At 52.3% G+C, this 26,424-nt stretch carries 24 protein-coding genes and 1 other annotated feature; of the genes, 9 read left to right on the forward strand and 15 right to left on the reverse strand.

The features are described 5' to 3' along the window. Positions 1–6: 6 nt before the first annotated feature. Positions 7–408: a nitrous oxide-stimulated promoter family protein gene (locus tag I6N93_RS08490; RefSeq protein ID WP_085687544.1), complete on the forward strand. Its 402-nt coding sequence runs from the start codon at positions 7–9 to the stop codon at positions 406–408. Positions 409–436: 28 nt separating this feature from the next. Here I6N93_RS08490 and ihfA read toward each other — a convergent pair whose 3' ends face one another. The 12 genes from ihfA to icd all read right to left on the reverse strand — a co-directional run bounded on the left by ihfA (position 437) and on the right by icd (position 13,949). Beyond that, entirely contained in the window at positions 437–733 is a 297-nt protein-coding gene (ihfA, locus tag I6N93_RS08495; RefSeq protein ID WP_026739352.1) for an integration host factor subunit alpha, read from the reverse strand. Between the two features lie 4 nt (positions 734–737). Further along, entirely contained in the window at positions 738–3,125 is a 2,388-nt protein-coding gene (gene pheT, locus I6N93_RS08500) for a phenylalanine--tRNA ligase subunit beta (RefSeq protein ID WP_085687443.1), read from the reverse strand. Between the two features lie 15 nt (positions 3,126–3,140). Further along, on the reverse strand, positions 3,141–4,124 hold the full coding sequence (pheS, locus tag I6N93_RS08505; RefSeq protein WP_085687441.1) for a phenylalanine--tRNA ligase subunit alpha: 984 nt from the start codon (positions 4,122–4,124) through the stop codon (positions 3,141–3,143). 107 nt (positions 4,125–4,231) lie between these two features. Then, positions 4,232–4,355: a sequence feature (Phe leader region), on the reverse strand. After that, positions 4,306–4,350: a pheST operon leader peptide PheM gene (pheM, locus tag I6N93_RS08510; protein ID WP_123225455.1), complete on the reverse strand. Its 45-nt coding sequence runs from the start codon at positions 4,348–4,350 to the stop codon at positions 4,306–4,308. It overlaps the preceding feature by 45 nt. Positions 4,356–4,488: 133 nt before the next feature. Continuing rightward, the gene (gene rplT / locus I6N93_RS08515) at positions 4,489–4,845 is read right to left on the reverse strand and encodes a 50S ribosomal protein L20 (RefSeq protein ID WP_026739349.1); all 357 of its coding nucleotides are present in this window, start codon (positions 4,843–4,845) and stop codon (positions 4,489–4,491) included. A gap of 40 nt (positions 4,846–4,885) precedes the next feature. After that, the gene (rpmI, locus tag I6N93_RS08520; protein ID WP_085687439.1) at positions 4,886–5,083 is read right to left on the reverse strand and encodes a 50S ribosomal protein L35; all 198 of its coding nucleotides are present in this window, start codon (positions 5,081–5,083) and stop codon (positions 4,886–4,888) included. A 96-nt stretch (positions 5,084–5,179) separates the two neighbouring features. Further along, on the reverse strand, positions 5,180–5,722 hold the full coding sequence (gene infC, locus I6N93_RS08525) for a translation initiation factor IF-3 (protein ID WP_085687437.1): 543 nt from the start codon (positions 5,720–5,722) through the stop codon (positions 5,180–5,182). Between the two features lie 3 nt (positions 5,723–5,725). Continuing rightward, positions 5,726–7,654: a threonine--tRNA ligase gene (gene thrS, locus I6N93_RS08530; RefSeq protein ID WP_085687435.1), complete on the reverse strand. Its 1,929-nt coding sequence runs from the start codon at positions 7,652–7,654 to the stop codon at positions 5,726–5,728. A gap of 394 nt (positions 7,655–8,048) precedes the next feature. Further along, a complete protein-coding gene (locus tag I6N93_RS08535; RefSeq protein ID WP_085687433.1) occupies positions 8,049–8,321 on the reverse strand; it encodes a YebO family protein in 273 nt (90 codons plus the stop codon). A gap of 205 nt (positions 8,322–8,526) precedes the next feature. Continuing rightward, entirely contained in the window at positions 8,527–9,408 is an 882-nt protein-coding gene (gene htpX, locus I6N93_RS08540) for a protease HtpX (protein ID WP_094107789.1), read from the reverse strand. A 356-nt stretch (positions 9,409–9,764) separates the two neighbouring features. Further along, positions 9,765–11,930 (reverse strand): sensor domain-containing phosphodiesterase, encoded by a 2,166-nt coding sequence (locus I6N93_RS08545; RefSeq protein ID WP_085687431.1) that lies wholly within the window; start codon positions 11,928–11,930, stop codon positions 9,765–9,767. Between the two features lie 765 nt (positions 11,931–12,695). Then, entirely contained in the window at positions 12,696–13,949 is a 1,254-nt protein-coding gene (gene icd / locus I6N93_RS08550) for an NADP-dependent isocitrate dehydrogenase (RefSeq protein ID WP_085687429.1), read from the reverse strand. 129 nt (positions 13,950–14,078) lie between these two features. On the opposite strand from icd, the gene rluE reads away from it, so the two are divergent. The 8 genes from rluE (at position 14,079) to I6N93_RS08590 (ending at position 22,149) form a co-directional block, all read left to right on the forward strand. Then, positions 14,079–14,705 (forward strand): 23S rRNA pseudouridine(2457) synthase RluE, encoded by a 627-nt coding sequence (gene rluE / locus I6N93_RS08555; RefSeq protein ID WP_112131612.1) that lies wholly within the window; start codon positions 14,079–14,081, stop codon positions 14,703–14,705. Continuing rightward, positions 14,698–15,150 carry an NUDIX hydrolase gene (locus I6N93_RS08560; RefSeq protein WP_085687425.1) on the forward strand — a complete coding sequence of 151 codons (453 nt, stop codon included), beginning with the start codon at positions 14,698–14,700 and terminating at the stop codon, positions 15,148–15,150. The genes rluE and I6N93_RS08560 overlap by 8 nt, the downstream gene beginning before the upstream one ends. Positions 15,151–15,252: 102 nt before the next feature. Further along, positions 15,253–16,377, forward strand: a complete 1,125-nt coding sequence (mnmA, locus tag I6N93_RS08565) for a tRNA 2-thiouridine(34) synthase MnmA (RefSeq protein ID WP_085687423.1) — start codon at positions 15,253–15,255, stop codon at positions 16,375–16,377. Between the two features lie 148 nt (positions 16,378–16,525). After that, positions 16,526–17,164: a high frequency lysogenization protein HflD gene (gene hflD / locus I6N93_RS08570; protein WP_085687542.1), complete on the forward strand. Its 639-nt coding sequence runs from the start codon at positions 16,526–16,528 to the stop codon at positions 17,162–17,164. Between the two features lie 99 nt (positions 17,165–17,263). Next, positions 17,264–18,634, forward strand: coding sequence for an adenylosuccinate lyase (gene purB / locus I6N93_RS08575; RefSeq protein ID WP_085687421.1), 1,371 nt, complete (start codon positions 17,264–17,266; stop codon positions 18,632–18,634). Between the two features lie 188 nt (positions 18,635–18,822). After that, a complete protein-coding gene (phoP, locus tag I6N93_RS08580) occupies positions 18,823–19,506 on the forward strand; it encodes a two-component system response regulator PhoP (protein WP_094107785.1) in 684 nt (227 codons plus the stop codon). Positions 19,507–19,509: 3 nt separating this feature from the next. Beyond that, a complete protein-coding gene (gene phoQ / locus I6N93_RS08585) occupies positions 19,510–20,961 on the forward strand; it encodes a two-component system sensor histidine kinase PhoQ (RefSeq protein WP_085686349.1) in 1,452 nt (483 codons plus the stop codon). Positions 20,962–21,027: 66 nt separating this feature from the next. Then, a complete protein-coding gene (locus I6N93_RS08590) occupies positions 21,028–22,149 on the forward strand; it encodes a ribosomal protein uL16 3-hydroxylase (RefSeq protein ID WP_085686351.1) in 1,122 nt (373 codons plus the stop codon). A 101-nt stretch (positions 22,150–22,250) separates the two neighbouring features. Here I6N93_RS08590 and pepT read toward each other — a convergent pair whose 3' ends face one another. The 3 genes from pepT to feoB all read right to left on the reverse strand — a co-directional run bounded on the left by pepT (position 22,251) and on the right by feoB (position 26,401). Continuing rightward, positions 22,251–23,519 (reverse strand): peptidase T, encoded by a 1,269-nt coding sequence (gene pepT, locus I6N93_RS08595; RefSeq protein ID WP_085686353.1) that lies wholly within the window; start codon positions 23,517–23,519, stop codon positions 22,251–22,253. Between the two features lie 275 nt (positions 23,520–23,794). Next, the gene (locus I6N93_RS08600) at positions 23,795–24,043 is read right to left on the reverse strand and encodes a FeoC-like transcriptional regulator (RefSeq protein ID WP_085686355.1); all 249 of its coding nucleotides are present in this window, start codon (positions 24,041–24,043) and stop codon (positions 23,795–23,797) included. A 36-nt stretch (positions 24,044–24,079) separates the two neighbouring features. Next, positions 24,080–26,401, reverse strand: coding sequence for a Fe(2+) transporter permease subunit FeoB (gene feoB, locus I6N93_RS08605; RefSeq protein WP_085686357.1), 2,322 nt, complete (start codon positions 26,399–26,401; stop codon positions 24,080–24,082). Positions 26,402–26,424: the final 23 nt, after the last annotated feature.

The raw sequence follows: 26,424 nt of genomic DNA on the forward strand, positions 1-26,424 counted from the left end.
ACAATGATGCGCCGCCCTCCTCCGGGGAAACGAATTCAGCGCGAGATTCGCACTGTCGAACAGATGATCACACTGTATGCGAAATGTCATCCAGTCCCCGACGGCAATGACCGCTATACGGTGCTGTTTCGCTATGCGATAAACCGTCTCAATAAGTGTTATTTCGGAGAAGAAAAACCGGCCTGTAAGCAGTGTCCCATCCACTGTTACCAACCGGCCCAACGCGAAATGATGAAACTCATCATGCGTTGGTCAGGACCAAAAATGCTACTGCATCATCCGGTGCTCGCCATCCTACACCTTTGGGACGACCGTCGCCCGGTTCCGGATCTCCCACCAGCCAAAACGAAAATACCGAGTCTACCAGACAACTTTTCAGAGGATTCCGCAAAAGAAAAAGGCCGCTAAAGCGGCCTTTTCGTTTACTTAAACTTACTCAGTCTTTAGGTGAAGCATTCTCAACCCGACTTTTTAACTTCTGCCCCGGACGGAATGTGACCACACGGCGCGCCGTAATCGGAATATCCTCGCCTGTTTTTGGGTTACGTCCCGGCCGTTGGTTTTTGTCTCGCAGATCAAAATTGCCGAACCCTGACAACTTGACCTGCTCGCCATTTTCCAAAGCGCGACGAACTTCTTCAAAAAACAACTCGACTAGCTCTTTGGCATCCCGTTTACTCAGCCCAAGCTTTTCAAACAGGTATTCTGACATTTCAGCTTTTGTAAGCGCCATAGGTTTAATCCCTCAAGGATGCTTGGAATCGCTGTTTCAGTGCTGCCACGCATTTCGCGACTGTGGCGGCAATTTCCTCTTCTGCCAGTGTACGAGCGGTATCCTGCAATACCAGACTGATAGCCAGACTCTTATATCCGTCTTCCACGCCCTTACCTCGGTACACGTCAAACAAGTTTACGCCAACTAACTGATTTGCGCCAACTTTCTTGCACTCAGCCAGAATATCTCCCGCAGGCACGTTTTCAGCGACGACAACGGCGATATCACGACGGTTAGCCGGGAAGCGAGAAACATCCGCAGCTTCAGGCAAAACTCGGTCTGAAATTTTGTCCCAGAGAACTTCAAATACGACGGTACGACCATTTAAATCTAACTTACGTTCAAGTTCTGGGTGAATAACCCCAATGAAACCAATACGTTGTCCATCCAGATAAATTGCAGCGCTTTGGCCCGGATGCAGCGCGGCATTCGCTTCAGCTCTGAATTCAACGGCAGAAAGTTTACCCGTCAAAGCCAGTACAGATTCAAAATCACCTTTTAAATCATAGAAGTCAACTGGCTGTCGTGCCAGGTCCCAATGTTCTTCAAATCGGGAACCGGTGATCACACCGGCTAACATCATTTCCTGACGGATGCCCTGCTCCGCATCGCTGTCGGGAACAAAGCGCAAACCGCTCTCAAAAATACGGATACGGCCCTGTTGACGATTCTGGTTATACACAACCGCGCCCAGCAAACCGGTCCACAGCGACAAACGCATAGCCGACATATCAACCGAGATCGGGCTAGGCAGAATCAGCGCTTCTTCGCCAGGATGTACCAGCGCTTGAATTTTAGGGTCCACAAAGCTGTAGGTGATCGCTTCCTGATAGCCGTGGTCCACCAGCATCGTTTTCACACGTTTCAGCGACAAATTGGCTTCACGGTGGCTCGTCATTTTCAGCGGCGCCAGTGCGGCTTCGTTAGGAATATTGTCATAACCGTAGATGCGAGCGACTTCCTCGACCAGATCTTCTTCAATTTCCATATCGAAACGCCAGCTCGGCGCCGTCGCCTGCCAGCCGTCATCGGTGCGTGCAACCTGGCAGCCCAGATGTTCCAGAATATCGCTCACCTTGTCGTCAGCAATGTGATGGCCGATCAGGCGATCTAATTTTTCACGACGCAGCGCGATAGTAGCGCGAACAGGCAGATTTTTATCGTGAGTGACATCGACAACCGGACCGACTTCGCCGCCGCAAATATCCAGCAGCAAACGAGTCGCGCGCTCCATTGCCTGATACTGCAGCTCGGGGTCAACGCCACGCTCATAGCGATGAGAAGCCTCCGTGTGCAAGCCGTAGCGGCGCGCACGACCGGTGATCGCCAACGGGTTGAAGAAGGCGCATTCAAGCAAAATGTCCTGCGTTTCTTCATTTACGCCGGAGTGTTCACCGCCGAAAATACCGGCCATTGCCAGCGCTTTGCTGCTGTCGGCAATAACCAGCGTCTCTGCGTTCAGTTTCGCATCGTTACCGTCCAGCAAACGCAACGTTTCGCCTTCCTGAGCGGTGCGCACAGTGATGTTCCCATCCAGGCGGCCGAGATCGAAAGCGTGCATCGGTTGGCCGAGCTCTAACAGAACATAGTTGGTGACATCGACAACCGGATCGATAGACCGGATGCCACAACGACGCAGTTTTTCACGCATCCACAGCGGCGTAGTCGCCTTCATATTGATCCCTTTCACCACGCGACCGAGATAACGAGGACAAGCCTCTGAGGCATCAACGTTGATGGGGAAAGTATCGGTGATTGTCGGTTTGACGGGCGTGATTTCCGGAGCGGTGAAGGCAACGCCATTTAACACAGCAACATCGCGAGCGACGCCCTGCAGGCTCAAGCAGTCTGCACGGTTAGGCGTGACGCTGATCTCAATGATGTTGTCATCCAGTTTCAGGTATTCACGCAGGTCGGTTCCAACTGGCGCATCGGCAGGCAGTTCTAGTATTCCGTTATGGTCGTCGGCAATACCGAGCTCGGAAAACGAGCACAGCATCCCTTCGGAGGGTTCACCGCGAAGTTTGGCGGCTTTGATCTTGAAATCGCCCGGCAATACCGCTCCGATGATCGCAACGGCAACCTTCAAACCTTTACGGCAGTTAGGCGCGCCGCAGACGATATCCAAGAGGCGTTCGCCACCCACATTCACTTTGGTGACGCGCAATTTGTCGGCATTGGGATGCTGACCGCATTCAACCACGTCACCCACAACCACACCGCTAAACGCACCGGCTGCAGGCTCTACGCCATCGACTTCCAAGCCGGCCATCGTGATTTGTTCAGATAAGGCTTCGCTGCTGATAGCTGGGTTAACCCATTCCCGTAACCAGAGTTCACTGAATTTCATAATGCTATTCCTGCCTTATTTAAACTGTTTGAGGAAGCGTAAATCATTTTCAAAAAATGCGCGCAGATCGGTCACGCCGTAGCGCAGCATGGTTAGTCGTTCCATCCCCATGCCGAATGCGAAGCCGGAATACACATCAGGATCGATGCCAACATTACGCAGAACATTAGGATGCACCATCCCACAGCCCAGTACTTCGAGCCATTTGCCATTTTTACCCATGACATCCACTTCCGCGGACGGTTCGGTGAACGGGAAATAGGAAGGACGGAAACGAACCTGTAAATCTTCCTCAAAGAAGTTACGCAGAAAATCGTGCAGCGTGCCTTTCAGGTGGGTAAAGCTGATGTTTTTATCGAGGATCAGCCCTTCCATCTGATGGAACATCGGGGTATGCGTCTGGTCGTAATCGTTGCGATAGACACGGCCCGGCGCAATAATGCGAATAGGCGGTTGTTGCTTTTCCATCGTTCGGATCTGTACGCCAGAGGTTTGCGTACGCAACAGACGTCTGGCATCAAACCAGAAAGTGTCGTGGTCGGCACGGGCAGGATGGTGACTGGGTATGTTGAGCGCATCGAAGTTATGATAATCATCTTCAATCTCAGGGCCCGATACCACGGAGAAACCCAACTCGCCGAAGAAGGTTTCAATGCGATCGATGGTGCGAGTAATCGGATGCAAACCACCGTTTTCGATGGTACGACCCGGCATAGATACATCAATAGTTTCCGCAGCAAGGCGAGCATTCAGTTCAGCGCTTTCCATTGCCTGTTTACGGATATTCAAAGCCTCCTGTACTTCCTGCTTAGCCTGGTTGATAACCGCACCCGCTGCAGGACGCTCTTCAGCAGGCAGCTCGCGCAGCGAAGTCATCTGAAGGGTTAAGTGACCTTTTTTGCCCAGGTATTCTACGCGCACATTTTCCAATGCCGCGATATCCTGCGCCTCTTCTATGGCTGTTCTGGCTTTAGCAACCAGTTCTGCGAGATGTTGCATTACATTCCTCTTCTTCTGCCTGTACGGCCACGGTGATAATTGGAAAAGTATGATTCTCAGTGCATCTGACAACACGACTTAATATGGTCCCGGCCCTTTCCCTGACCAATAAAAAAGCCTCCGCACGGGAGGCTTAAGCGCTACTTTTCGTTTCTTTTTTTACGCGCAAAGCCTCCTGAATTCAGGCGCTAAAGTAAAAAAAGAAACGGAATATAGCAGTTTTCATACTTGCGTTACCTTGTCGTTATCAATACCTGAGGGGTTAAACGCTACGATCAAACATCTAAGATTTTATGACGAATGACTGGCGCGTCTTACCAGCCCAAAAATCAAAAGAGGGAGCAAGCTCCCTCTTCTAACCGGCTTAGGCCAGGGCTGCTTTCGCTTTTTCTACCAGTGCGCTGAAGGCCACTTTATCGAAAACTGCGATATCAGACAGAATCTTACGATCAATTTCAACAGAGGCTTTTTTCAGGCCATTGATGAATTTGCTGTAAGACAAACCGTTCTGACGGGCTGCTGCGTTGATACGTGCAATCCACAACTGGCGGAACTGACGTTTCCGTTGACGACGGTCACGGTAAGCGTACTGACCAGCTTTGATGACTGCCTGGAAGGCAACACGATAAACGCGCGAACGGGCACCGTAGTAACCTTTCGCTTGTTTTAATACTTTCTTGTGACGTGCACGAGCAACCACACCACGTTTTACGCGAGCCATATGCTCTCTCCTAAAATCTTATTCTGAATGAAAAGGTAACTTATGCGTAAGGCAGACAAGCTATGACCAGACCCAGATCGCCTTTGGCAACTTGAGCTTTAGGACGCAGATGACGTTTACGTTTAGTCGCTTTTTTGGTCAGAATATGACGCAGGTTAGCATGCTTACGCTTAAAACCACCGCCAGCGGTTTTCTTAAAGCGTTTAGCGGCGCCACGTACTGTTTTGATCTTTGGCATTATTATTTCCACTTCGCATTGTTAATAAAACGAATCAGATAAGGCGAACGGAACCGCGCTACGCGAGCATAACGCGGACTCGATTACTTGAATGCCTTACTGTTTCTTCTTCGGTGCAAGCACCATGATCATCTGACGGCCTTCGATCCTTGATGGGAAGGATTCAACGACTGCCAGTTCACTCAGATCGTCACGAACACGGTTAAGCACTTCGATACCAATCTGTTGGTGCGCCATTTCACGTCCACGAAAACGCAGAGTAATTTTGGCTTTGTCACCGTCTTCAAGAAAGCGAATCAGGTTGCGTAGTTTGACCTGATAGTCGCCATCATCGGTACCAGGTCGGAATTTGATTTCCTTGACCTGAATAACTTTTTGTTTCTTCTTCTGCTCTTTAGTGGCCTTACTCTTCTCATAGAGGAACTTACCGTAATCCATGATTCGGCAAACCGGCGGTTCGGCGTTCGGGCTGATTTCTACTAAATCAACGCCTGCTTCTTCGGCTTTCTCTAGCGCTTCATTCAGGCTGACAATGCCGATCTGTTCGCCTTCGACGCCTGTCAGGCGTACCTCTTGTGCGCGAATTTCTTTGTTGATGCGATTAGGACGCGCCGGTTGAACTCGTTTTCCGCCTTTAATACCTTATTCCTCCAATTGATGAAGACTACGGCTGCGAATCTCTTGTTGCAGCTTACTGATAACTTCGCTGACATCCAGACTCCCCAAATCTTTGCCCCGGCGTGTGCGGACAGCAACTTTACCTGCCTCCACTTCTTTATCGCCACAGACCAGCATATAGGGAACACGCCGCAATGTGTGCTCGCGGATTTTAAAGCCAATCTTCTCATTTCTCAAGTCTGCTTTGACGCGAATGCCCGCTTCTTGCAATTTTTGTGTCAATTCGCTGACATAATCAGACTGACTATCGGTGATATTCATAATCACCACCTGTACCGGAGCCAACCAGGTCGGGAAGAATCCCGCAAATTCTTCGGTAAGAATCCCGATAAAGCGCTCCATTGAACCTAGTATAGCCCGGTGAATCATGACCGGGACCTGACGTTCGTTGTTTTCGCCAACGTAAGACGCACTTAGACGGTTCGGCAACGAAAAGTCGAGCTGTACAGTACCACACTGCCACGCACGATCCAGGCAGTCATGTAAAGTAAACTCGATTTTCGGACCGTAAAAGGCCCCTTCTCCCGGCTGATATTCGAATGGGATCTCATTTTCAGCCAGCGCCGCCGCCAGATCTTCTTCCGCACGGGCCCACGTTTCATCAGAGCCGATACGTTTATCCGGACGGGTAGACAATTTCACCTCGACTTTTTCAAAACCGAAGGTGCTATACACATCATAAACCATTTTAATACAGTTATTTACTTCAGAACGAACCTGATCTTCCGTACAAAAGATATGAGCATCATCCTGAGTAAATCCACGAACGCGCATCAAGCCATGCAGAGAACCCGAAGGCTCGTTACGATGGCAGCTACCGAACTCAGCCATACGCAGTGGCAGATCCCGGTAAGATTTCAATCCCTGATTGAATATCTGTACGTGACCCGGGCAGTTCATCGGCTTGATGCAATATTCACGGTTTTCAGACGAGGTGGTAAACATCGCGTCTTTATAATTGTCCCAGTGGCCGGTTTTTTCCCACAGTACGCGGTCCATCATGAACGGACCTTTAACTTCTTGATACTTGTACTCTTTCAGCTTGAGGCGAACAAACGCTTCTAGCTCACGGAAAACCGTCCAGCCGTCATTGTGCCAGAACACCATACCCGGCGCTTCTTCCTGCATATGATACAGATCAAGCTGCTTACCAATCTTACGATGGTCACGCTTAGACGCCTCTTCCAACCGCTGCAGATATGCATTCAGCTGTTTTTTATCTGCCCATGCAGTACCGTAAATACGCTGCAGCATTTTATTGCTGCTGTCTCCGCGCCAATACGCACCAGAAGTTTTCTGCAGTTTGAAATGATGGCAGAAACGCATATTGGGAACATGCGGGCCGCGGCACATATCGATATATTCTTCATGATGATACAGGCCCGGACGGTCGTCGTGACTGATGTTTTCATCCAGAATAGCAACTTTATAGATTTCGCCGCGTGATACGAAAGTATCGCGCGCTTCCTGCCAGTTCGCGGTCTTCTTGATAACGTCATAGTCTTTATTGGACAGCTCATGCATCCGCTTTTCGAGCAGTTCCACGTCTTCCTGCGTCAGCGTATGGTCCAAATCGACATCGTAATAGAAACCGTTATCAATCACCGGACCGATGGCCATTTTGGTATCCGGCCATAGCTGTTTAATTGCATGGCCCAGCAAATGCGCGCAGGAGTGTCGAATGATTTCAAGACCCGCTTCATCCTTTGCCGTGATGATCGCCAGTTGCGCATCAGATTCAATCAGATCTGTTGCATCGGTCAGTTCACCATTAACCCGGCCGGCAATACAAGCTTTTGCCAGACCCGGACCGATATCCAAGGCGACATCAAGAGGGGAGACGGCGTGGTCATAATGACGCTGGCTGCCGTCGGGAAGCGTAATAACAGGCATGATAATTCCCTTATTTGCAGTGGTGACCCACACGCAAGATCACATACAAAAGATAATTGTGTTTATTTCAGTTGTCGGCAGCGTGTTTAACCCACAATTGTTAAAACGCGGCCACGACAGTTGTTAGTAGCGGGATAACAAAGACGGCAACATCATTAATGATATTCGCAGCAAGCCCCTATAACCCGACGGCGTAGAGTACCATCATGGCTCCACACATGCCACCAGCGGCCGGAAATAGGCTGATAAAACAGTGAAGTATTTGAGCGACTGACGACGGTAAGAGGAAGGAATAATGCTGATGACACCCGCCGTTTTTTCTTTGATACCTATAATAGACAAAATCAAAGGCTATATTCCACTTTACGGCAGACAGCCTATGAACAGCCGCCAATCAACGCTCAGGAATAACGTTCCTAAAGTAAACGTCCGTATCGTTGTCTTCATGCTTAGTCTCAGTCACAGGCTCTGCGCTCGACGTAACAGGAATAAGGGTTTGCATCAAAGAAAGCTGCTGCTTTTGCTGTTTGACGATTTCCTGCAGAAGTCTGATTTGCTCATTGGCCCGCACGCTCGCGCGGTTCATGAAGAACCATACCACCAGCGCCAGCAAAATGATCAGCATCACCAGAACCATTTCTAACATGTTCGATACCACCCCACTCATGCTTAAAACCTACGACGTTTTGACTAAGAGCGCATTTTACCATTGAGTTCACCAGCAATTCGATAACAGCACGATAATTTACATCTCAAACGGTTAGCGGCGAATGATTACGGACGCAGAGAACACGGCATACGAACCCCGCAGCAATCACATCCCACGAATAACAAAGGCCCCGCAGGGCCTTTGTACAAATCACAAAGTGAAATTACTTCAGATAAGCTCCGCTACGCAACGCCTCAATACGTTTGTCCAGCGGAGGATGCGACAGGAATAATTCGCTGAAGGACTTCGATTTGCCGTTGATGCAGAACGCCATCATGCTGCTTTCTTCCTGAGGCTCATTACTGGTTTTCAAGCGCTGCAACGCCGCAATCATTTTCTCACGGCCCACCAGCTTGGCGGACCCGGCGTCCGCATGAAATTCCCGATAACGAGAGAACCACATGGTGATGATACTGGCCAAAATACCAAACACCAATTCCAGCACGGTCGCCACGGCAAAATAGATCAACGGATTGCCGTTGCTACTTTCGCTATTATCACGGTTTCCGGACAGGAAGCCCGACGCCACTTGGGCAAGCAAGCGCGAAATGAAAATCACGAAAGTGTTCACAACCCCCTGAATCAGCGTCATAGTTACCATGTCGCCATTAGCCACATGGCTGATTTCATGTGCGATAACTGCTTCTGCTTCATCGCGGCTCATATTCTGGAGCAACCCGGAGCTCACGGCCACCAGGGACGAATTCCGACGGGCTCCGGTCGCAAAGGCATTAATATCAGGTGCCTGATAGATCGCAACCTGCGGCATGGCAATCCCTACCTGCTGAGACTGCGCACGCACCGTTTCGACTAACCAGCGCTCGGTTTCATTACGCGGCTGCTCAATGACTTCACCGCCCACAGAGCGCAGCGCCATCCATTTTGACATCAGCAATGAAACGATCGCACCGCCAAAGCCAAACAGACCGGCCATAATCATTAAGCCGTAAGTACTACTGGGCCGAATGCCCGTTAAGCTAAGTACTAGCCCAAAAACCAACATCACCGCCAGGTTGGTGATTAGGAAAAGCGCAATACGCATCATATAAGTCTGATTTCCTCTCTCAGGCAAAAACAACAATTGGGATGCAACGCTAACATGGTATGGGCTGCTATGGCATTTTCAAGCATTCTTAACATCTAATTCACCGAATTAACATAACTTTACGTTTTAAGATTTTGCATCGCATAAAAGGTCGGCAATCCGCGTAAAATCGATGCGCTACGGACAATAAGGCAGGGGAGGCAGTCAGCAGACGTCGCAGGATCACCAGAGACATCCTGTAAACACCGCCAGTCCCGCCAATAAGCAATAACGATAAGGTTTTTACACGTTACCGAGGACATGAATCCTTTCGTGTCGACGCCACTCAATACCGTTATTAATGAACGACTAAGAAATCAGGGCTTCGCCACACCTAATTGGCGCGCAAATTCAGAGGCTGACATCGGACGTCCAAACAGATACCCCTGCGCCTGCTCGCATCCTTTATTCCTCAATCGTTCACACTGCTCCTGCGTTTCCACTCCCTCAGCAATAACATCTAGCCGAAAGCTTTTGCCGAGATATAAAATGGCCCTCACGATGGCCGCATCCGGCGGAGACTCGCACATAGCACGCACGAAAGTCTGATCGATTTTGAGGCGGGTAACCGGGTAGTTCTTCAACATACTCAATGAAGCGTATCCCGTACCGTAATCGTCAAATGCGATGCCTATACCTTCATTTCGCAACTCATTGAGGGGACTAAGCATATTTTCGTCGTACCGAATGATGATGTTTTCAGTGATCTCGAGCTCCAAAGCGCTCGGAGGCAGTCCGGTCTTTTCCAGCACGGACCTGATTTTCTGTGACAACATGCCGGAGCGGAACTGGGCGGCGAACAGATTGATACTGATACAGAAATTATCGGCTCCCGCCTTGCGCCATTCCGCCGCCTGCTGACAAGCCTGCAGCACAACCCAATCGCCAATGCGCTCCGCCCAGGGACCTTTCTCAAGCGCGGTTAAAAAAGCGCCGGGCGCCAACAGGCCTTTATAGGGATGCTGCCAGCGCAGCAATGCTTCAGCGCCGACGATTTCATTATTCATCAAACTCACTTGGGGCTGGTAGAACACCTCGAATTCATTTTTTTCATAGGCGCGTATGAATTCCAGATGGAATGCATGTTTGGCCTGAAAGATTTCTCGCAGTTCGCGCGTGAAAAAGCGGTGGCAGTTGCGCCCATCGGCTTTCGCCTGATAGAGGGCCAAATCAGCGCTGGTCAACAACTCCTGAGTCGTAACGCCACGGGAACGAAACATCACCAGTCCTATACTGGCGCTAGTGATGACTTGCTTATCTCCGACAACAACCGTCTGGGAAATATCGTGATTAATCTGCCGGGCCATTTTTTCCACCACCTGGAGATCTTCCAGTTGCGGAAATAATATCGCGAATTCATCACCGCCCATACGGGCCACCACATCGCCCTGCCTGACGTTGGCCAACAGTTTTTTCGCCACGCTGACCAGAATTTCGTCCCCGCTGGCATGGCCCAGACTATCATTAATATCTTTGAAGCCATCAATATCGACGATCATGAGGCAACCGGAAGGATGCTGTTTTAGGAGTTGATTCAGCGACGTGGCCAATAACGAACGGTTGATGAGTCCTGTAAGAGGATCACGATGCGCCTGTAAGAACAGCCTTTCTTCGTAACGCCTGCGTTCGGAGGTATCGCGCAGAATCAGGCTGTAATTCTCCTCCTCCCCGTTTTGCCACATGCCGACGGACAGCCCGACCGACAGCAGAGCGCCACTTTGGGTCGCCACATCCAGCTCAATTTGGTTGCCTTTCGACTGCGCGGTTTCGTCAGTAGACAAATGATGCAACTGCACAATAAACATATCCGGCACAACGCTGCTGATATGTTGTCCCACTATCTGCTCTTTGGAATATTCCAGCAGATTTTCGGCTGCCTCATTCCAGAAAGTAATAATTCCCTGGTGATTAACACACAGGATGGCATCGGGCGACAACCTGGCCACCCGTTCAAAGCTTGTCTGGTCCGTTTTTCTGGCCACCTCAAGACGCCGCATTTCCAGTTTGTCCATGACCAGCGAGGACAAATCCTGCAGGTTATGAGCATCACGCGCACTCAAGCCGACTCTCGGCTTGAGATCGATGATATTCAACGTGCCGATAGTTTGGCCCAAAGGTGATCGCAAAGGTATGCCGGCATAAAACCGGATATGAGGGTCGCCGGTCACTAACGGATTATGTTTGAATCGGGGATCTCGGCGCGCATCGGGCACCACAAAAATACCTTTCTTTAGGATGGCATAGTTGCAAAAAGAGTCGTCCCGCGCCGTTTGGCAAACGGGAAAACCCACGCTTGCCACAAAAAATTGACGATCTGCATCCAGAATAGAGACAGCAACGATGGGGACATTAAACACATTCGCCGACAGTGTGATCAGATTTTCCAGTTCAGAGTTATCAGACAACGGGCCATCGATGCCGTACTCACGCACCGCGTCGAGTCGACTACTCTCATCTTTTTTATTCACTGGGGCTCGGCTCATGGGGGGTTCCCCTTACTGTTCCATTATTATTACTGTCAAAAATATCGGTTGTCACGGCGAGAGGTAACTTGATGTATTAGCACACCTCAACGCCATTCAATGAAGAGAATCCCGGCGTCGTTCAAGTCAATACCGTGTTCTTATACCAGCCCGGCGTCATTCCCTTGTCTGGCAGAAAGCGTTCGCTTCATATATAGAATTTTTCTTTTCCACAATAAAGAATAGCAAATTGCCGTCACAGAGGGAGCGCAGCCTAAAGAATTTGTGTACCTGCACAATATCGAACCGGAAATTGCTCTGGTTTCACCCGCGTATACTTTGGCGCGCTTCCATAATAGACCGTGTGTCATATTTAGATGGGTAGCACACGATGACTTTGCGAGCAGACATCGTAAATCAAATGGAAATAGCTAGTCAGTCCAATACTCACGGGGTAGAACCTTTTAATTGCAGATTTAAGACTATCAACAGACCTTCGTGAAGCTCTGCACAAAATAGACAGTACCTAAAGTCTGAGGGACGCCCCTTTAGGGATAGCCCTCGCGGGCGCTGTGTTCCGACACGGGGATAGACAAATCAAAATCATCATCGCCGGTGGGTTGAGGCACGAGACGAGATTGTGACTCGCCAAACACCTTGTCGCTACAACCAGCATGATTGGGTTACGTTGAGAGGAATTCACTCTGGCGATAGGTTGTAAGGGGCAAGCGACAAATAATTTGGGGACCACGCAGGTCCCCAAGGCTTCATTCTGCACGATCAATATCACATGTGTTCGATGATAGCGTCGCCGAATTCAGAGCATTTCAACAGATTAGCCCCATCCATCAGACGTTCAAAATCATAGGTCACGGTTTTATTTTTAATCGCGCCTTCTACGCCCTTGATGATCAAGTCCGCCGCTTCGAACCAACCCAAATGACGCAACATCATTTCAGCTGAGAGAATAACGGAACCCGGATTCACTTTATCCTGACCCGCGTATTTCGGCGCGGTACCGTGCGTAGCTTCGAACAGTGCGCATTCATCGCCGATATTCGCGCCGGGCGCGATGCCGATCCCCCCCACCTGTGCGGCTAATGCGTCAGAGATGTAATCACCGTTCAGGTTCATACAGGCGATAACGTCGTATTCCGCCGGACGCAGCAAAATCTGTTGCAGGAACGCATCCGCAATCACATCTTTGACGATGATGTCTTTGCCGGTGTTTGGATTCTTGATTTTCACCCATGGACCGCCGTCAATCAGCTCACCGCCGAACTCTTCGCGCGCCAGCTGGTAGCCCCAGTCTTTGAAAGCGCCTTCGGTGAATTTCATGATGTTGCCTTTGTGCACCAGCGTCACGGAGTCGCGCTCGTTGGTGATAGCGTAGTGAATGGCTGCCCGAACCAGGCGTTTGGTGCCCTCTTCGGAACACGGTTTGATCCCAATACCGCACTGCTGCGGGAAACGGATTTTAGTGACGCCCATCTCATCGCGCAGGAATTTGATGACCCTGTCGGCTTCGGGTGAACCCGCTTTCCACTCGATGCCCGCATAAATATCTTCGGCATTTTCACGAAAAATAACCATGTCCGTGAGTTCAGGGTGTTTCACTGGGCTTGGCGTGCCGTCAAAGTAGCGAACCGGACGAAGGCAGATATACAAATCTAGCTGCTGGCGCAGAGCGACGTTGAGAGAGCGGATGCCACCGCCGACGGGCGTGGTCAATGGGCCTTTAATGGCGACGCGGTATTCGCGAATGAGATCCAGTGTTTCTTCCGGCAGCCACACATCTTTACCGTAGACCTGAGTCGATTTTTCGCCGGTGTAAATTTCCATCCAGGAAATAGCGCGTTGGCCCGAGTAAGCCTTTTTCACTGCGGCATCCACAACATTAATCATTGTTGGCGTGACGTCAACGCCGATTCCATCCCCTTCAATGAAAGGAATAATCGGGTTATCCGGCACAATCAGTTTTCCTTCTATATCTGCCGTAATTTTCTGACCTTTAGCCGGTACAACTACTTTGCTTTCCATTAACCTCTCCTTAGAGCGCATTTTGTTAATGAGATGTAATATGTATATTAATACTACTGGAATATCTAACCCGCGCCAACCGCAACCCTTTCGAGTATAATGGCTTTGTCACTCTCAGCCATGAATAAAATGAACACAATCCCTGTTAAAAATCACAAAGTTAAACGATTCAGTTCACGTTTTAACGTAAAAAAAGACGCGTCGCCGAAACCACGTCGAATCATCCTGTTCAACAAACCTTTCGATGTGCTTTCTCAGTTCACTGACGACTCAGGCCGCGCCACCTTGAAAGACTTTATTCCCATCGGCGACATTTATGCCGCCGGACGTCTGGATCGAGACAGCGAAGGACTTATGGTGCTCACCAATGCTGGCGCATTGCAAGCACGCCTGACTCAGCCGGGAAAGAGAACGGCCAAAATTTACTATGCGCAGGTTGAGGGGGTTCCCGACCCCGATGCGCTGGCACGATTTCGTGCGGGACTGACGCTCAACGACGGCATTACCCTGCCCGCGGATGTCGAATTAGTGGACGAACCCGACTGGTTGTGGCCGCGCAACCCGCCAATACGCGAACGAAAATCCATTCCGGTGAGCTGGCTGAAAATTACGTTGCAGGAAGGTCGCAACCGCCAGGTCCGCCGCATGACGGCGCACATTGGTTTCCCAACGCTGCGTTTAATCCGCTACAGTATGGCTAATCAGACTCTGGCCGGGTTATCGCCCGGGGAATGGAAGGAAATCACGCATGTTTAAACCTCATGTCACCGTCGCCAACATCGTCCAGGCAGAAGGCCGTTTTTTGGTGGTGGAAGAAACCGTCAACGGCAAAAGCCTCTGGAATCAGCCAGCGGGTCACCTCGAAGCTGAGGAAACGCTGATTCAGGCTGCCAGCCGCGAGCTGTATGAAGAAACGGGCGTCAAAGCGCAGCCTCAGCATTTCCTCCAGCTTCATCAATGGGTGGCTCCCGACGGCACGCCCTTCTTGCGCTTCAGCTTTACGATTGATCTGTCTCACCAGGTCGTCACCGTGCCTCAGGACAGTGACATTGACTGCTGCCACTGGCTGAGCGCCGAGGAAATTCTTCGCTCCAATAGATTGCGCTCGCCGCTGGTCGCGGAAAGCATTCGCTGCTATCAAAGCGGCACCCGATATCCTTTGAGCGTGCTGGGCGCGTTCAACTGGCCTTATCAGACCTAGTCGTTGGCCGTGGTGCGACGCTGCGGCCAATGTGCTACCCTATGCGGCCTATCATTTTGCCCTTATTTGTTGCATTAAATATTTTCTATTCGCGAGACTGCCATGTCAGATAACAGCCAGAAAAAAGTCATTGTCGGCATGTCCGGCGGCGTTGATTCTTCCGTTTCCGCATACCTCCTCCAACAGCAGAATTATCAGGTCGAAGGCCTGTTCATGAAAAACTGGGAGGAGGACGACGACACAGAATATTGTTCTGCGGCTGCCGATTTGGCCGATGCACAGGCTGTCTGCGACAAACTCGGCATGGAACTGCATACCGTCAACTTCGCGGCGGAATATTGGGACAACGTGTTCGAGCACTTCCTGGAAGAGTACAAAGCCGGTCGCACCCCTAACCCCGATATCCTGTGCAACAAGGAAATTAAATTCAAAGCGTTCCTGGAATTCGCCGCCGAAGATTTGGGCGCGGATTATATTGCCACCGGCCACTACGTGCGACGTCAGGATATCGACGGTAAAAGCCGACTGTTGCGCGGTCTGGATGGCAATAAAGACCAGAGTTATTTCCTGTACACCCTCAGCCATGAGCAATTGGCCCAAAGCCTGTTCCCGGTCGGCGAGCTGGAAAAAACCGAGGTGCGAAAAATTGCCGAACAGTTAGATCTGGCAACGGCCAAGAAGAAAGATTCCACTGGGATTTGCTTCATCGGCAAACGCAAATTCCGCGACTTCTTGGCCCGCTACCTTCCTGCTCAACCCGGCCCTATCATCGCCGTGGATGACGGCGGTACCATGGGCCGGCATCAGGGTCTGATGTATCACACACTGGGGCAGCGTAAAGGCCTCGGCATCGGCGGCGTTAAAGAAGGCGGCGACGATCCCTGGTATGTCGTCGATAAAGACGTGGCGAACAACGTGCTATACGTTGCGCAGGGCCACGAACATCCGCGGCTGATGTCCAACGGGTTGATCGCTCAGCAGTTGTACTGGGTTGACCGTGACAATGTCACTGAACCCTTCCGCTGTGTGGTGAAAACTCGTTATCGTCAGGCCGATATCCCCTGCACCGTTACGCCGTTGGGCGCCGAACGTATCGAAGTTCGCTTTGATGAGCCGGTCGCCGCCGTCACGCCGGGCCAGTCCGCCGTATTTTATCGGGGCGAAATCTGTCTTGGCGGAGGTGTTATCGAGGAGCGTCTGTGCGATAGCTCATCGGATTACGCCTGAATACCTCTCGAGACGGCTGATTCAAGAGCACGGCGCAACTAACCGCCCTGTTTCTAGCAGCGTCGTATCTCGTTTAACGCTCTCCACGTGGATAGCACGCTCCTGACGTCCCCGACGTCATGGAGCACTAAGAATGACAGGAGCCACCGTGGCCAAAAACTATTACGACATTACGCTGGCGCTGGCAGGCATTTGCCAATCGGCCAGTTTGGTGCAGCAGCTTGCGACGACGGGGACCTGCCAGCAGGCGGCGTTGCAGACGTCGCTCAACAGCGTTCTGGTAATGAAAGCGGCCAGCACGCTGGAGATTTTTGGTAACGACGAGAACAATCTGAAGCTGGGCGTTGAAACCCTGCTGGGCATCCTCAGTTCGTCGTCGCGCGAAAAAATCGGTGCCGACCAGTCCCGCTATACCTTAAGCCTCATGGCGCTGGAACGTCGTTTGCACAAAAACGGCAATGCCCTCAATGAACTCGGCAACCGTGTCGACCAGCTAGACCGCCAGTTGGAACACTATGAATTATTATCCGACCCGATGATTAACGTGCTGGCAGGTATCTACGTGGACGTCATCAGTCCACTGGGACCGCGCATTCAGGTCACCGGCTCACAGGAAGTCCTGAAAAATGCGCAGGTCCAGGCCAAAGTGCGCGCCATTTTGCTGGCGGGCATGCGCGCCGCCGTACTCTGGCAGCAAATTGGTGGAGGACGCCTGCAGCTTATGTTTTCCCGCGCCGCGTTGGTGAAACAGGCACGGCAGATTTTGTCGCGTTGCCGCGACCAATAGACAGGCCGGCGGACGACGATTCCGGTTCGTTCGCCATCATGAGATACTTGTAGCCACGCTTTTGTCTTTTATTAAAAACGATCCCAGGAGTTGCTCGCGATGGAATTAACCTCACTGACCGCCGTTTCCCCTATTGATGGACGCTACGGCGATAAAGTCAGCGCCCTGCGCACCATTTTCAGCGAATATGGCCTGCTGAAATTCCGGGTGCAGGTTGAAGTACGGTGGCTGCAAAAGCTGGCCTCCTGTGCAGCGATCAAAGAAGTTCCTTCATTTGATGCCGACGCAAACGCTTACCTCGATAACATCGTCGCTGAATTCAGCATTGAAGATGCCGCCCGCATTAAAACCATCGAACGCACCACTAACCATGACGTCAAAGCCGTCGAGTATTTCCTGAAGGAAAAAGTGGCCGCCGTACCAGCCCTTCAGGCGGTTAACGAATTTATCCATTTCGCCTGCACGTCTGAAGATATCAATAACCTGTCTCACGCCCTTATGCTGGAAACGGCGCGACGCGACGTGGTGCTGCCGTTCTGGCGCCAAACCATTGACGCTATCGGCGCGCTGGCTCAGGAATACCGCGATATCCCGCTGCTTTCGAGGACGCACGGCCAGCCCGCCACCCCATCCACCCTCGGTAAAGAGTTTGCAAACGTGGCCTACCGCATGGAGCGCCAATTCCGCCAGTTACAGCGGGTGGAAGTGATGGGCAAAATCAACGGCGCGGTCGGCAACTATAACGCGCATATGGTCGCTTACCCGGACGTCGACTGGCATACCTTTAGCGAAGAGTTCGTTACGTCGCTCGGCATCACATGGAACCCGTACACCACGCAGATTGAACCACATGACTATATCGCCGAGCTGTTCGATTGCGTCACCCGCTTCAATACCATTCTGATCGACTTCGATCGCGATGTGTGGGGCTATGTGGCGCTTAATCACTTCAAACAGAAGACCATCGCCGGCGAAATCGGCTCGTCCACCATGCCGCATAAAGTGAACCCGATCGACTTCGAAAACTCCGAAGGAAATCTGGGATTGGCGAATGCCGTGCTCGGCCACCTGTCCACCAAACTGCCGATCTCTCGCTGGCAGCGCGACCTGACAGACTCCACCGTGCTACGTAACCTGGGCGTGGGTTTAGGCTATGCGCTGATTGCCTATCAATCTACACTCAAAGGCATCAGTAAACTGGAGGTCAACCGGGACCGTCTGCTGGATGAGTTGGATCACAACTGGGAAGTCCTTGCCGAACCTATTCAGACCGTGATGCGTCGCTACGGCATCGAAAAACCGTATGAGAAACTGAAGGAGCTGACGCGCGGTAAACGCGTAGATGCCGAAGGCATGAAAGCCTTTATCGATAGCCTGGAACTGCCTGAGGAAGAGAAAGTCCGTCTGAAGGGTTTGACCCCTGCCAACTATATCGGCCGCGCCGTCAAAATGGTCGATGAGCTTAAATAGCCGGCAATCGGACAGGCGGAACACATTCCGCCTGTCCTCTCTCCCCCATTCCCGCGGTTTGTTGACCCTAAGTTTATTGCCCTGGTGAATAATGTGTTTTTCAATCAAGCCCGCTAAACCGACAATCCGAAGCCAGCCAATCTTCGGATAAGCCGGGTTAATCAACATCCTTTGATAGGAAAAACACTATGCGAATTCTGGTCGTCGAAGATAACGTTCTTTTACGTCATCACTTAACTGTTCAGATGAACGAAATGGGCCACCAGGTTGATGCCGCCGCAGACGCTAAAGAAGCCAACTACTTTTTGCATGAACATGCGCCGGATATCGCTGTCGTCGATCTTGGTCTACCCGACGAAGACGGCGTCAGCCTGATTCGCCGTTGGCGTTCTCAGCAGGTCAAAATACCCATACTGGTCTTAACCGCGCGCGAAAGCTGGCAAGAAAAAGTTATCGTGCTGGAAGCCGGTGCCGACGACTATGTGACCAAACCTTTTCATCTGGAAGAAGTGATGGCGCGAGTGCAGGCCTTGATGCGTCGTAACAGCGGATTGGCGTCTCAGGTCATTAGCATGCCGCCATTCGAGGTTGACCTGTCGCGACGTGAACTGCTCGTAAACAGCTCACCGATAAAACTCACCGCTTTCGAATACACGATTATCGAAACGCTCATCCGCAACCACGGCAAAGTCGTCAGCAAAGAGTCGCTGATGCTGCAACTCTACCCGGACGCGGAGTTACGCGAAAGCCATACCATTGATGTCCTGATGGGGCGTCTGCGTAAAAAATTGCAGGCCGCCGACTCACATGAAGTCATCACGACCGTGCGCGGTCAGGGCTATCGCTTCGATATTCAGGCCCGCCGGGACTGACACATGAGCAAGAAATCACCGCTATCGTTGCGCTTTCGTTTTTTAATCGCCACCGCCGCCGTCGTACTGGCGCTCACCTTATCCTACGGTGGCGTGGCCATTGTCGGCTACAGCGTTAGCTTCGATAAAACGTCTTTCCGCCTACTTCGAGGGGAAAGCAACCTGTTCTACAGTTTGATCCAGTGGCGGGAAAATCGACTGACTATCGCCCCGCCGCCCGAAATCGATATTAACTATCCAACGCTGGTGTTCATTTACGATCATGGCGGAAAACTGCTGTGGCGCGATCGTGCGGTGCCCGAGCTGGAGTCGCAGTTCAAGCCGGAGTGGCTGACGAAAACCGATTATCATGAGCTGGATACCGACACCGGCACCAGCAACGCCGTGCTGCAAGGCAGCCCGGCCATTCAGGATCGCCTGCGCGGTTATCATTCGGAAGACAAAACCCCCTTCACACACTCTGTGGCCGTCAATGTCTATCCTGCAACCGATCGCCTGCCGCCGTTGACTATCGTCGTTGTCGACCGAGTTCCGCAGGAGTTGCAGCAGGCAGATGTCGTCTGGGAATGGTTCCGCTACGTCTTTATCGCCCATCTTCTACTGGTGCTCCCCCTGCTGTGGCTAGCGGCCCACTGGAGTTTGAGGCCAATTAAAAATCTGGCTAATCAGATACAGGAACTTGAAAACGGCAGTCGCGAGAATCTGGATGAGCGGCCGCCTCAGGAGCTGAACAGCCTGGTCCGCAACCTAAACACCCTGCTGAAAAACGAACGACAGCGCTACCACAAATACCGTACCGCGTTGACAGACCTGACCCACAGTCTCAAAACGCCGCTGGCCGTGCTGCAAACCACACTACGGTCCCTGCGCACGGGCAAAGAGCTCACCATCGAACAGGCGGAGCCCGTGATGCTGACGCAGATTAGTCGGATATCTCAGCAGATAGGCTATTACCTGCATCGCGCCAGCGTTCATACGGATCACCTCAGCATTACCCGGGAAGTTCAGTCGGTGCCTGCGATGCTGGACGGTCTTTGCTTCGCGCTCAATAAGGTGTATCAGCGTAAAGGCGTCTCTTTGTCACTCGATATCGCGCCAGAGACCACGTTCATCGGCGAGAAAAATGACTTTATGGAAGTAATGGGCAATATCCTCGATAACGCCTGTAAATACAGTCTCGAATTCGTCGAGATCAGCGCCCAGTATTCCGGCCACATGCTGCATTTGATCGTTGAAGACGACGGTCCCGGCATCCTGAAGAGCAAACGCGAAGTCATATTCCAGCGGGGCCAACGCGCGGATACGTTGCGTCCCGGTCAAGGCATCGGTCTCGCCGTGGCGGTAGAGATTATCGAGCAATATCAGGGAGAGATTATCATCGGCGAGAGCCCCTTGGGCGGTGCCAAAGTCGAAGCCATTTTTGGTGGTCAGTACCTCAATCAAAACGACCGTTGAAAGGTCCGCACAGTCACGGCGGTTCCGCTATAATCGCCTTCAGCCCTCTGATAATGGAAATGCACGATGGACTACCAACTTAATCTCGACTGGCCGGATTTTCTGGCTCGCTACTGGCAAAAACGCCCTGTGGTGATCAAAGGCGGCTTTACGTCGTTTGTCGATCCCCTCAGCCCTGACGAGCTGGCCGGTCTGGCGCTGGAAAACGAGGTGGATAGCCGCCTGGTCAGTCATCAGGACGGACGCTGGGCCGTCAGCCACGGCCCCTTCGACAGCTACGATCACCTCGGTGAAACCAACTGGTCGCTGCTGGTGCAGGCGGTAGATCATTGGCATGAGCCGTCGTCTGCGTTGATGCGCCCTTTTCGCCATCTTCCCGACTGGCGTATCGACGACCTGATGATCTCATTCTCCGTCCCCGGCGGCGGCGTGGGGCCGCATCTCGATCAGTACGATGTTTTCATTATTCAGGGCACGGGTCGGCGCCGCTGGCGTGTCGGCGAAAAGGTGCCGATGAAGCAACACTGCCCGCATCCCGACCTGCTGCAGGTCGAGCCGTTCGAGGCCATCATCGATGAAGAGCTGCTGCCGGGCGATATTCTGTATATTCCGCCGGCGTTCCCGCATGAAGGCTATGCGCTGGAAAATTCGATGAACTACTCCGTAGGATTTCGTGCGCCCAGCGCACGAGAGTTGGTCAGCGGCTTTGCGGATTACGTGCTGGCGCGCGAGCTGGGCAGTCACCGCTACAGCGATCCGGATATCACGCCGCGCGAACATCCGGCTATCGTGCAAACAGCAGAACTGGACCGCCTCCAGCAGATGATGCTGGATCTGGTGCAGCAGCCGGAGTCGTTCCGGCTGTGGTTCGGCGAGTTCATTTCCCAGGCGCGCCACGAATTGGATTTGTCGCCGCCGGAGCCCCCTTATCAATCAGGAGAAATCTACGAGTTGATGCAACAGGGCGAAACACTGCGCCGACTCGGCGGTTTGCGCGTGATCTGGCTGGAGGGTCGCTGTTTCATCAATGGCGAACCGTTAAACAGTCCACACCAAGGGGCGCTGTCGGCGTTGGCGGAACATGACGTCATCGACGGCGAAATGCTTGAGGGCGCGTTGGACGATCCGTCCTTCCTCACCGAGCTGACCGCATTGGTTAATAACGGCTACTGGTACTTCGCGGATTAACCACCGATACGCCAATTCAGCAACGCGTCCCTAAGTCGGGATGCGTCGCTTCTATCCCTCAGCCTCTTGCACGCAGAATCATGACGTCGCAAGAGACGCGCTTAGAGCTTGACCACAGCAGGATGTTTCATTGGGGATAATTCAAGCGTGTTCTTCGCGGACAGTTCGGCGATATTCATGATGACGGACACGGCACTTTCCATGCCCTCTACCGTGACGAATTCATGTTTGCCGTGGTAGTTGTAGCCGCCGGTGAACAGATTAGGGCACGGTAATCCACGAAACGACAGCTGCGCGCCATCCGTTCCGCCGCGAATCGGCTTCATCACCGGCTCGATCCCGCACTTGCGCATGGCCTGCTGCGCCAGAACAATGACATGCGGATGCTGTTCAACCTGCTCGCGCATGTTGTAATAGCTGTCGGTCATGCTCAGTTCGATATAGCACTCAGGATGAAGGCCTTCACCGACCTTTTCGGCGATATCCATCAGGGTCTTTTTACGTTGTTCGAATCCGCTGCGTTCAAAGTCGCGAATGATGTATTTCATTTCAGCCCGTTCGACCGTGCCTTTGAGGCTGTGAAGGTGATAGAAGCCCTGATAGCCTTCGGTATGTTCCGGAGACTCGTCGGCCGGAACCCACTGGTGGAAACGCGTCGCTAACGTCAGCGCGTTGACCATCACGCCCTTGGCGCTGCCGGGATGAACGTTGTTGCCGACGATTTTCACCGTCGCAGAAGCCGCGTTGAAATTCTCGAACTCCAGCTCGCCGATACCACCGCCATCCACGGTGTATGCCCACTCAGCTCCAAAGCCGTCCACATCGAAATACTGGGTGCCTTTGCCCACTTCCTCATCCGGCGTGAAGGCGATGCAAATATCGCCGTGCGGGATCTGCCGTTTTTTCAGCCGCGCTATTGCAGTGATGATCTCGGCAATGCCGGCCTTGTCGTCAGCGCCCAGCAATGTTTTACCGTCGGTAGTAATCAGCGTATGCCCCAGCAGTTGATGCAGCACGGGGAACATCACCGGCGACAGCACCTCCTCGCCCACGCCCAGCGCAATGTCGCCGCCGCGGTAGTTTTCGACGATCTGCGGATTCACATGTTTAGCGGTGTAATCCGGGGAGGTGTCCATATGGGCGATAAAACCGATGGTGGGCACAGACCAGGCGACATTGCTCGGCAGCGTCGCGGTAACACATCCATATTTTCCGACCGTTACCTGCTCCAATCCCAAGGCGGTCAGCTCTTGCTGTAAGAGATGTGCCAGCTTCCATTGCCCTTCGGTGCTCGGCACCTGCCGGACGCCGGATTTGGATTGGGTATCATAGGATACGTAGTTCAAAAAACGATCGAGTAATTTTTCCATCTTTAACTCCCTTGGATGGATCGCAGGTTACATTATGAATAGGGCTCTCCGGGTAGATATTGCGTCACATCAGTTTTTATTAGTTTCGCTACATAACGATAGCCTATAAATCGCCGCCGAAGCCGCAGCACGCCGGAAAAGGAGACGCAGGTGAGAATGCATGTAGCAAAACCGCCGCGAGAAATAACGTAAGAGGTACGTTTACATAACAAAAAAGAAACAGGAAAATCCCGCTAAACCTGGCGGAGACCCAGCGGGAGATGAGATAGGGGCAATCAGCGCGATGCGAACTTGGAGGGCGTCTCCAGCCACTCATAATACTGGCTGAGACTTTTGTCACAAGAACAGCAACTGCCGCATTGAGTGCTCACAGCCACCGCGTGGAAGCGAACCAACCCTTTTCTAACCCAAATCGCCATCATGCCGTCAATCACGCCGGGTTCGATATGGAATGCGGCGCTAATGTCATGTACCGAGACTTTATGTTTTGCGCGAACGAAATCACGTAACTCTATTAAGGTCATGCGTTACTCTCTTGAGACTCATTAACTGAAGCCGGGTTATTGCGCATCCTGCGCCAGCCGCTGCTGCGATAAACTACGACGACGCAGCAATAGCGCCGTCACGCTCCACATCACGACAACTCCGGCAATTGCGGCCATCGAGTACAGCGGGTGTTGAGCAAAGCGGCCCACCTGATACACCAACACGGCGGCGCCATAGCCCAGTTCTGTCGTCCAGACGACGCAGAACAATGTCCAGCCGGTCCCCACCTCGCGCCAAATCGCGGAAACGGCCGCAATACAGGGCACGTAAAGCAGCACCATCAGCAAATAGCTGAATGCGCCTAATCGGCCATCGAACAGTTGAGTAATCACCGTCAGTGAGGTCACGGAAAACTCATTGTCCTTTGCGACGGCCGCCGTATCACTGAGATCGCCAATGTCGATTCCAAGCGGATTAAGTAACGCGTCGCCGAGCTTGCCGACGTTTTCCGGCAGCGTCGCCAACGCCTCTTGAACACCGCCCCACAGGCTAAATGGCGCGTCTTCTTCGCCCTCAGTGCCACTTTGCTGGCTTGCCATCGTGCCGTAAAGTGAATCCAACGTACCGACGACCGCTTCTTTGGCAAAAATGCCCGTAAATACACCGACGGCCGCCGGCCAGTTTTCCTGCGAGATCCCCATAGGTTTGAATACCGGTACAATCTCCTGACCAATCGCCGAGAGGACTGATTTCTGGGTATCCTGGTTGCCAAAAGTGCCGTCTGTCCCCAGCGAATTGAAGAAGCTCAGCACCGTGACCACCACGACAATCATTTTGCCAGCCCGCAGTACAAAGCCCTTCAGGCGCTCCCAGGTTCTGACCATCACGCTGTTCAGGCCGGGTAAGTGGTAGGGCGGGATTTCCATGACAAAAGACGAGGCATCGCCTTGCAGCGCAGTCTTTTTCAGCAGAAATCCCGTGCCGATAGCAGCGGCAATACCAATCAGGTAAAGACCGAAGACCAGATTCTGCCCGCCCTGGGTGAATAACGCCGTCGCGAACAGCACATACACCGGCAAACGTGCGCCGCAGGACATGAAGGGTGCCATCATCACCGTGACGATTCTGTCGCTGTGTTTTTCCATTGTGCGCGTCGCCATCACGGCAGGCACGTTACAGCCGAAACCGACGATCAGCGGCACGAAGGCTTTACCCGGCAGCCCGATACTGCGCATGAGGCGATCCATAACAAATGCGGCTCGCGCCATATATCCGGAGTCTTCCAGATAGGACAGGAATAGGTACAAGCAGGCAATCACCGGAATAAAGGTCGATACGGTCTGAATCCCGGAGCCTACCCCATCGGCAAGCAACGTCTTAAGCCATTCGGGACTATGAAGCGCCAGCAAGAGTTCGCCGAATCCTTTGACAAAAATCGTTTCAGACAATTTGTCGAAGAAGTCGATGAAGGCGCTGCCAATGTTGATGGTGAAGATAAACATCAGGTACATCATCAGCAGGAAAATCGGGATCCCCAGAAAACGGTGCAGAACAATCCGGTCAATTTTATCAGTCAACGTGGCCGACACCTCGCCACGACGGACCACCACATGGTGGGCAATCGACGCGACGAAACGATAACGGGCATCCGCTAGGAAGATATCCAGTTCATCGCCGTATTGCTCTTCCAGCACTGCAACCTTTTCATCGGCCGCCGCGAGTACATCAACCGGGATTTGACTGCGCACGGTGATATCGCGCTCCAGCAGTTGGAGCGCCGACCAGTAGGCGTTCACCGTTGACGATTGGCGTTTTAGCAGCTCGGCTATCGACAGTGCCGCCTCATGCAATGGCGGATCGTAAGGAACACCAACCGGAGGAACCTCAGGATGGTCCAGCGCTTCCTGGCACATTTCCTTCAGCACGTCTATCCCCCGCTTCTGCGTCGCGGTAATTGCGGTGACCGGACAGCCCAACGCGCTTCGCAGCACTTCCACGTTGATGTCCAACTTGCGGGACATGGCGATGTCCATCATGTTCACCGCCACGACCACCGGCACCTTCATGTCCAATAGCTGTGAAGTGAGGTACAAATTGCGCTCCAGATTGGAGGCATCGACAATATTCAACACCAGTTGGGCTTTACCAGTCAGAATGTAATCCCGCGCGACGCGTTCATCTTCCGAACTTTCGGAAGCCGGGTTGAGCGAGTAGACACCCGGCAGATCCACCAAGGTTATCTGACGGTTCTTAAGAAGGCATTCGCCGACTTTTTTTTCAACCGTCACGCCCGGCCAGTTGCCGACCGTCTGTTTGCTCCCAGTTAATGCGTTGAAAAGCGTGGTTTTACCGCAGTTGGGATTGCCTACGACACATATAACGGATTGCGTATCCATAACATCCTTGCTCGCTGAGCAGC

The organism is Lonsdalea populi (assembly GCF_015999465.1).
In the GTDB taxonomy this organism is placed as follows: Bacteria; Pseudomonadota; Gammaproteobacteria; order Enterobacterales; family Enterobacteriaceae; genus Lonsdalea; species Lonsdalea populi.

Coding starts and splice junctions, on each gene's coding strand:
- I6N93_RS08490 (WP_085687544.1), top strand. CDS start 7: ATGCGCCGCCCTCCTCCGGGGAAACGAATTCAGCGCGAGATTCGCACT.
- ihfA (WP_026739352.1), bottom strand. CDS start 733: ATGGCGCTTACAAAAGCTGAAATGTCAGAATACCTGTTTGAAAAGCTT.
- pheT (WP_085687443.1), bottom strand. CDS start 3,125: ATGAAATTCAGTGAACTCTGGTTACGGGAATGGGTTAACCCAGCTATC.
- pheS (WP_085687441.1), bottom strand. CDS start 4,124: ATGCAACATCTCGCAGAACTGGTTGCTAAAGCCAGAACAGCCATAGAA.
- rplT (WP_026739349.1), bottom strand. CDS start 4,845: ATGGCTCGCGTAAAACGTGGTGTGGTTGCTCGTGCACGTCACAAGAAA.
- rpmI (WP_085687439.1), bottom strand. CDS start 5,083: ATGCCAAAGATCAAAACAGTACGTGGCGCCGCTAAACGCTTTAAGAAA.
- thrS (WP_085687435.1), bottom strand. CDS start 7,654: ATGCCTGTTATTACGCTTCCCGACGGCAGCCAGCGTCATTATGACCAC.
- I6N93_RS08535 (WP_085687433.1), bottom strand. CDS start 8,321: ATGAGTGGGGTGGTATCGAACATGTTAGAAATGGTTCTGGTGATGCTG.
- htpX (WP_094107789.1), bottom strand. CDS start 9,408: ATGATGCGTATTGCGCTTTTCCTAATCACCAACCTGGCGGTGATGTTG.
- I6N93_RS08545 (WP_085687431.1), bottom strand. CDS start 11,930: ATGAGCCGAGCCCCAGTGAATAAAAAAGATGAGAGTAGTCGACTCGAC.
- icd (WP_085687429.1), bottom strand. CDS start 13,949: ATGGAAAGCAAAGTAGTTGTACCGGCTAAAGGTCAGAAAATTACGGCA.
- rluE (WP_112131612.1), top strand. CDS start 14,079: ATGAACACAATCCCTGTTAAAAATCACAAAGTTAAACGATTCAGTTCA.
- I6N93_RS08560 (WP_085687425.1), top strand. CDS start 14,698: ATGTTTAAACCTCATGTCACCGTCGCCAACATCGTCCAGGCAGAAGGC.
- mnmA (WP_085687423.1), top strand. CDS start 15,253: ATGTCAGATAACAGCCAGAAAAAAGTCATTGTCGGCATGTCCGGCGGC.
- purB (WP_085687421.1), top strand. CDS start 17,264: ATGGAATTAACCTCACTGACCGCCGTTTCCCCTATTGATGGACGCTAC.
- phoP (WP_094107785.1), top strand. CDS start 18,823: ATGCGAATTCTGGTCGTCGAAGATAACGTTCTTTTACGTCATCACTTA.
- phoQ (WP_085686349.1), top strand. CDS start 19,510: ATGAGCAAGAAATCACCGCTATCGTTGCGCTTTCGTTTTTTAATCGCC.
- I6N93_RS08590 (WP_085686351.1), top strand. CDS start 21,028: ATGGACTACCAACTTAATCTCGACTGGCCGGATTTTCTGGCTCGCTAC.
- pepT (WP_085686353.1), bottom strand. CDS start 23,519: ATGGAAAAATTACTCGATCGTTTTTTGAACTACGTATCCTATGATACC.
- I6N93_RS08600 (WP_085686355.1), bottom strand. CDS start 24,043: ATGACCTTAATAGAGTTACGTGATTTCGTTCGCGCAAAACATAAAGTC.
- feoB (WP_085686357.1), bottom strand. CDS start 26,401: ATGGATACGCAATCCGTTATATGTGTCGTAGGCAATCCCAACTGCGGT.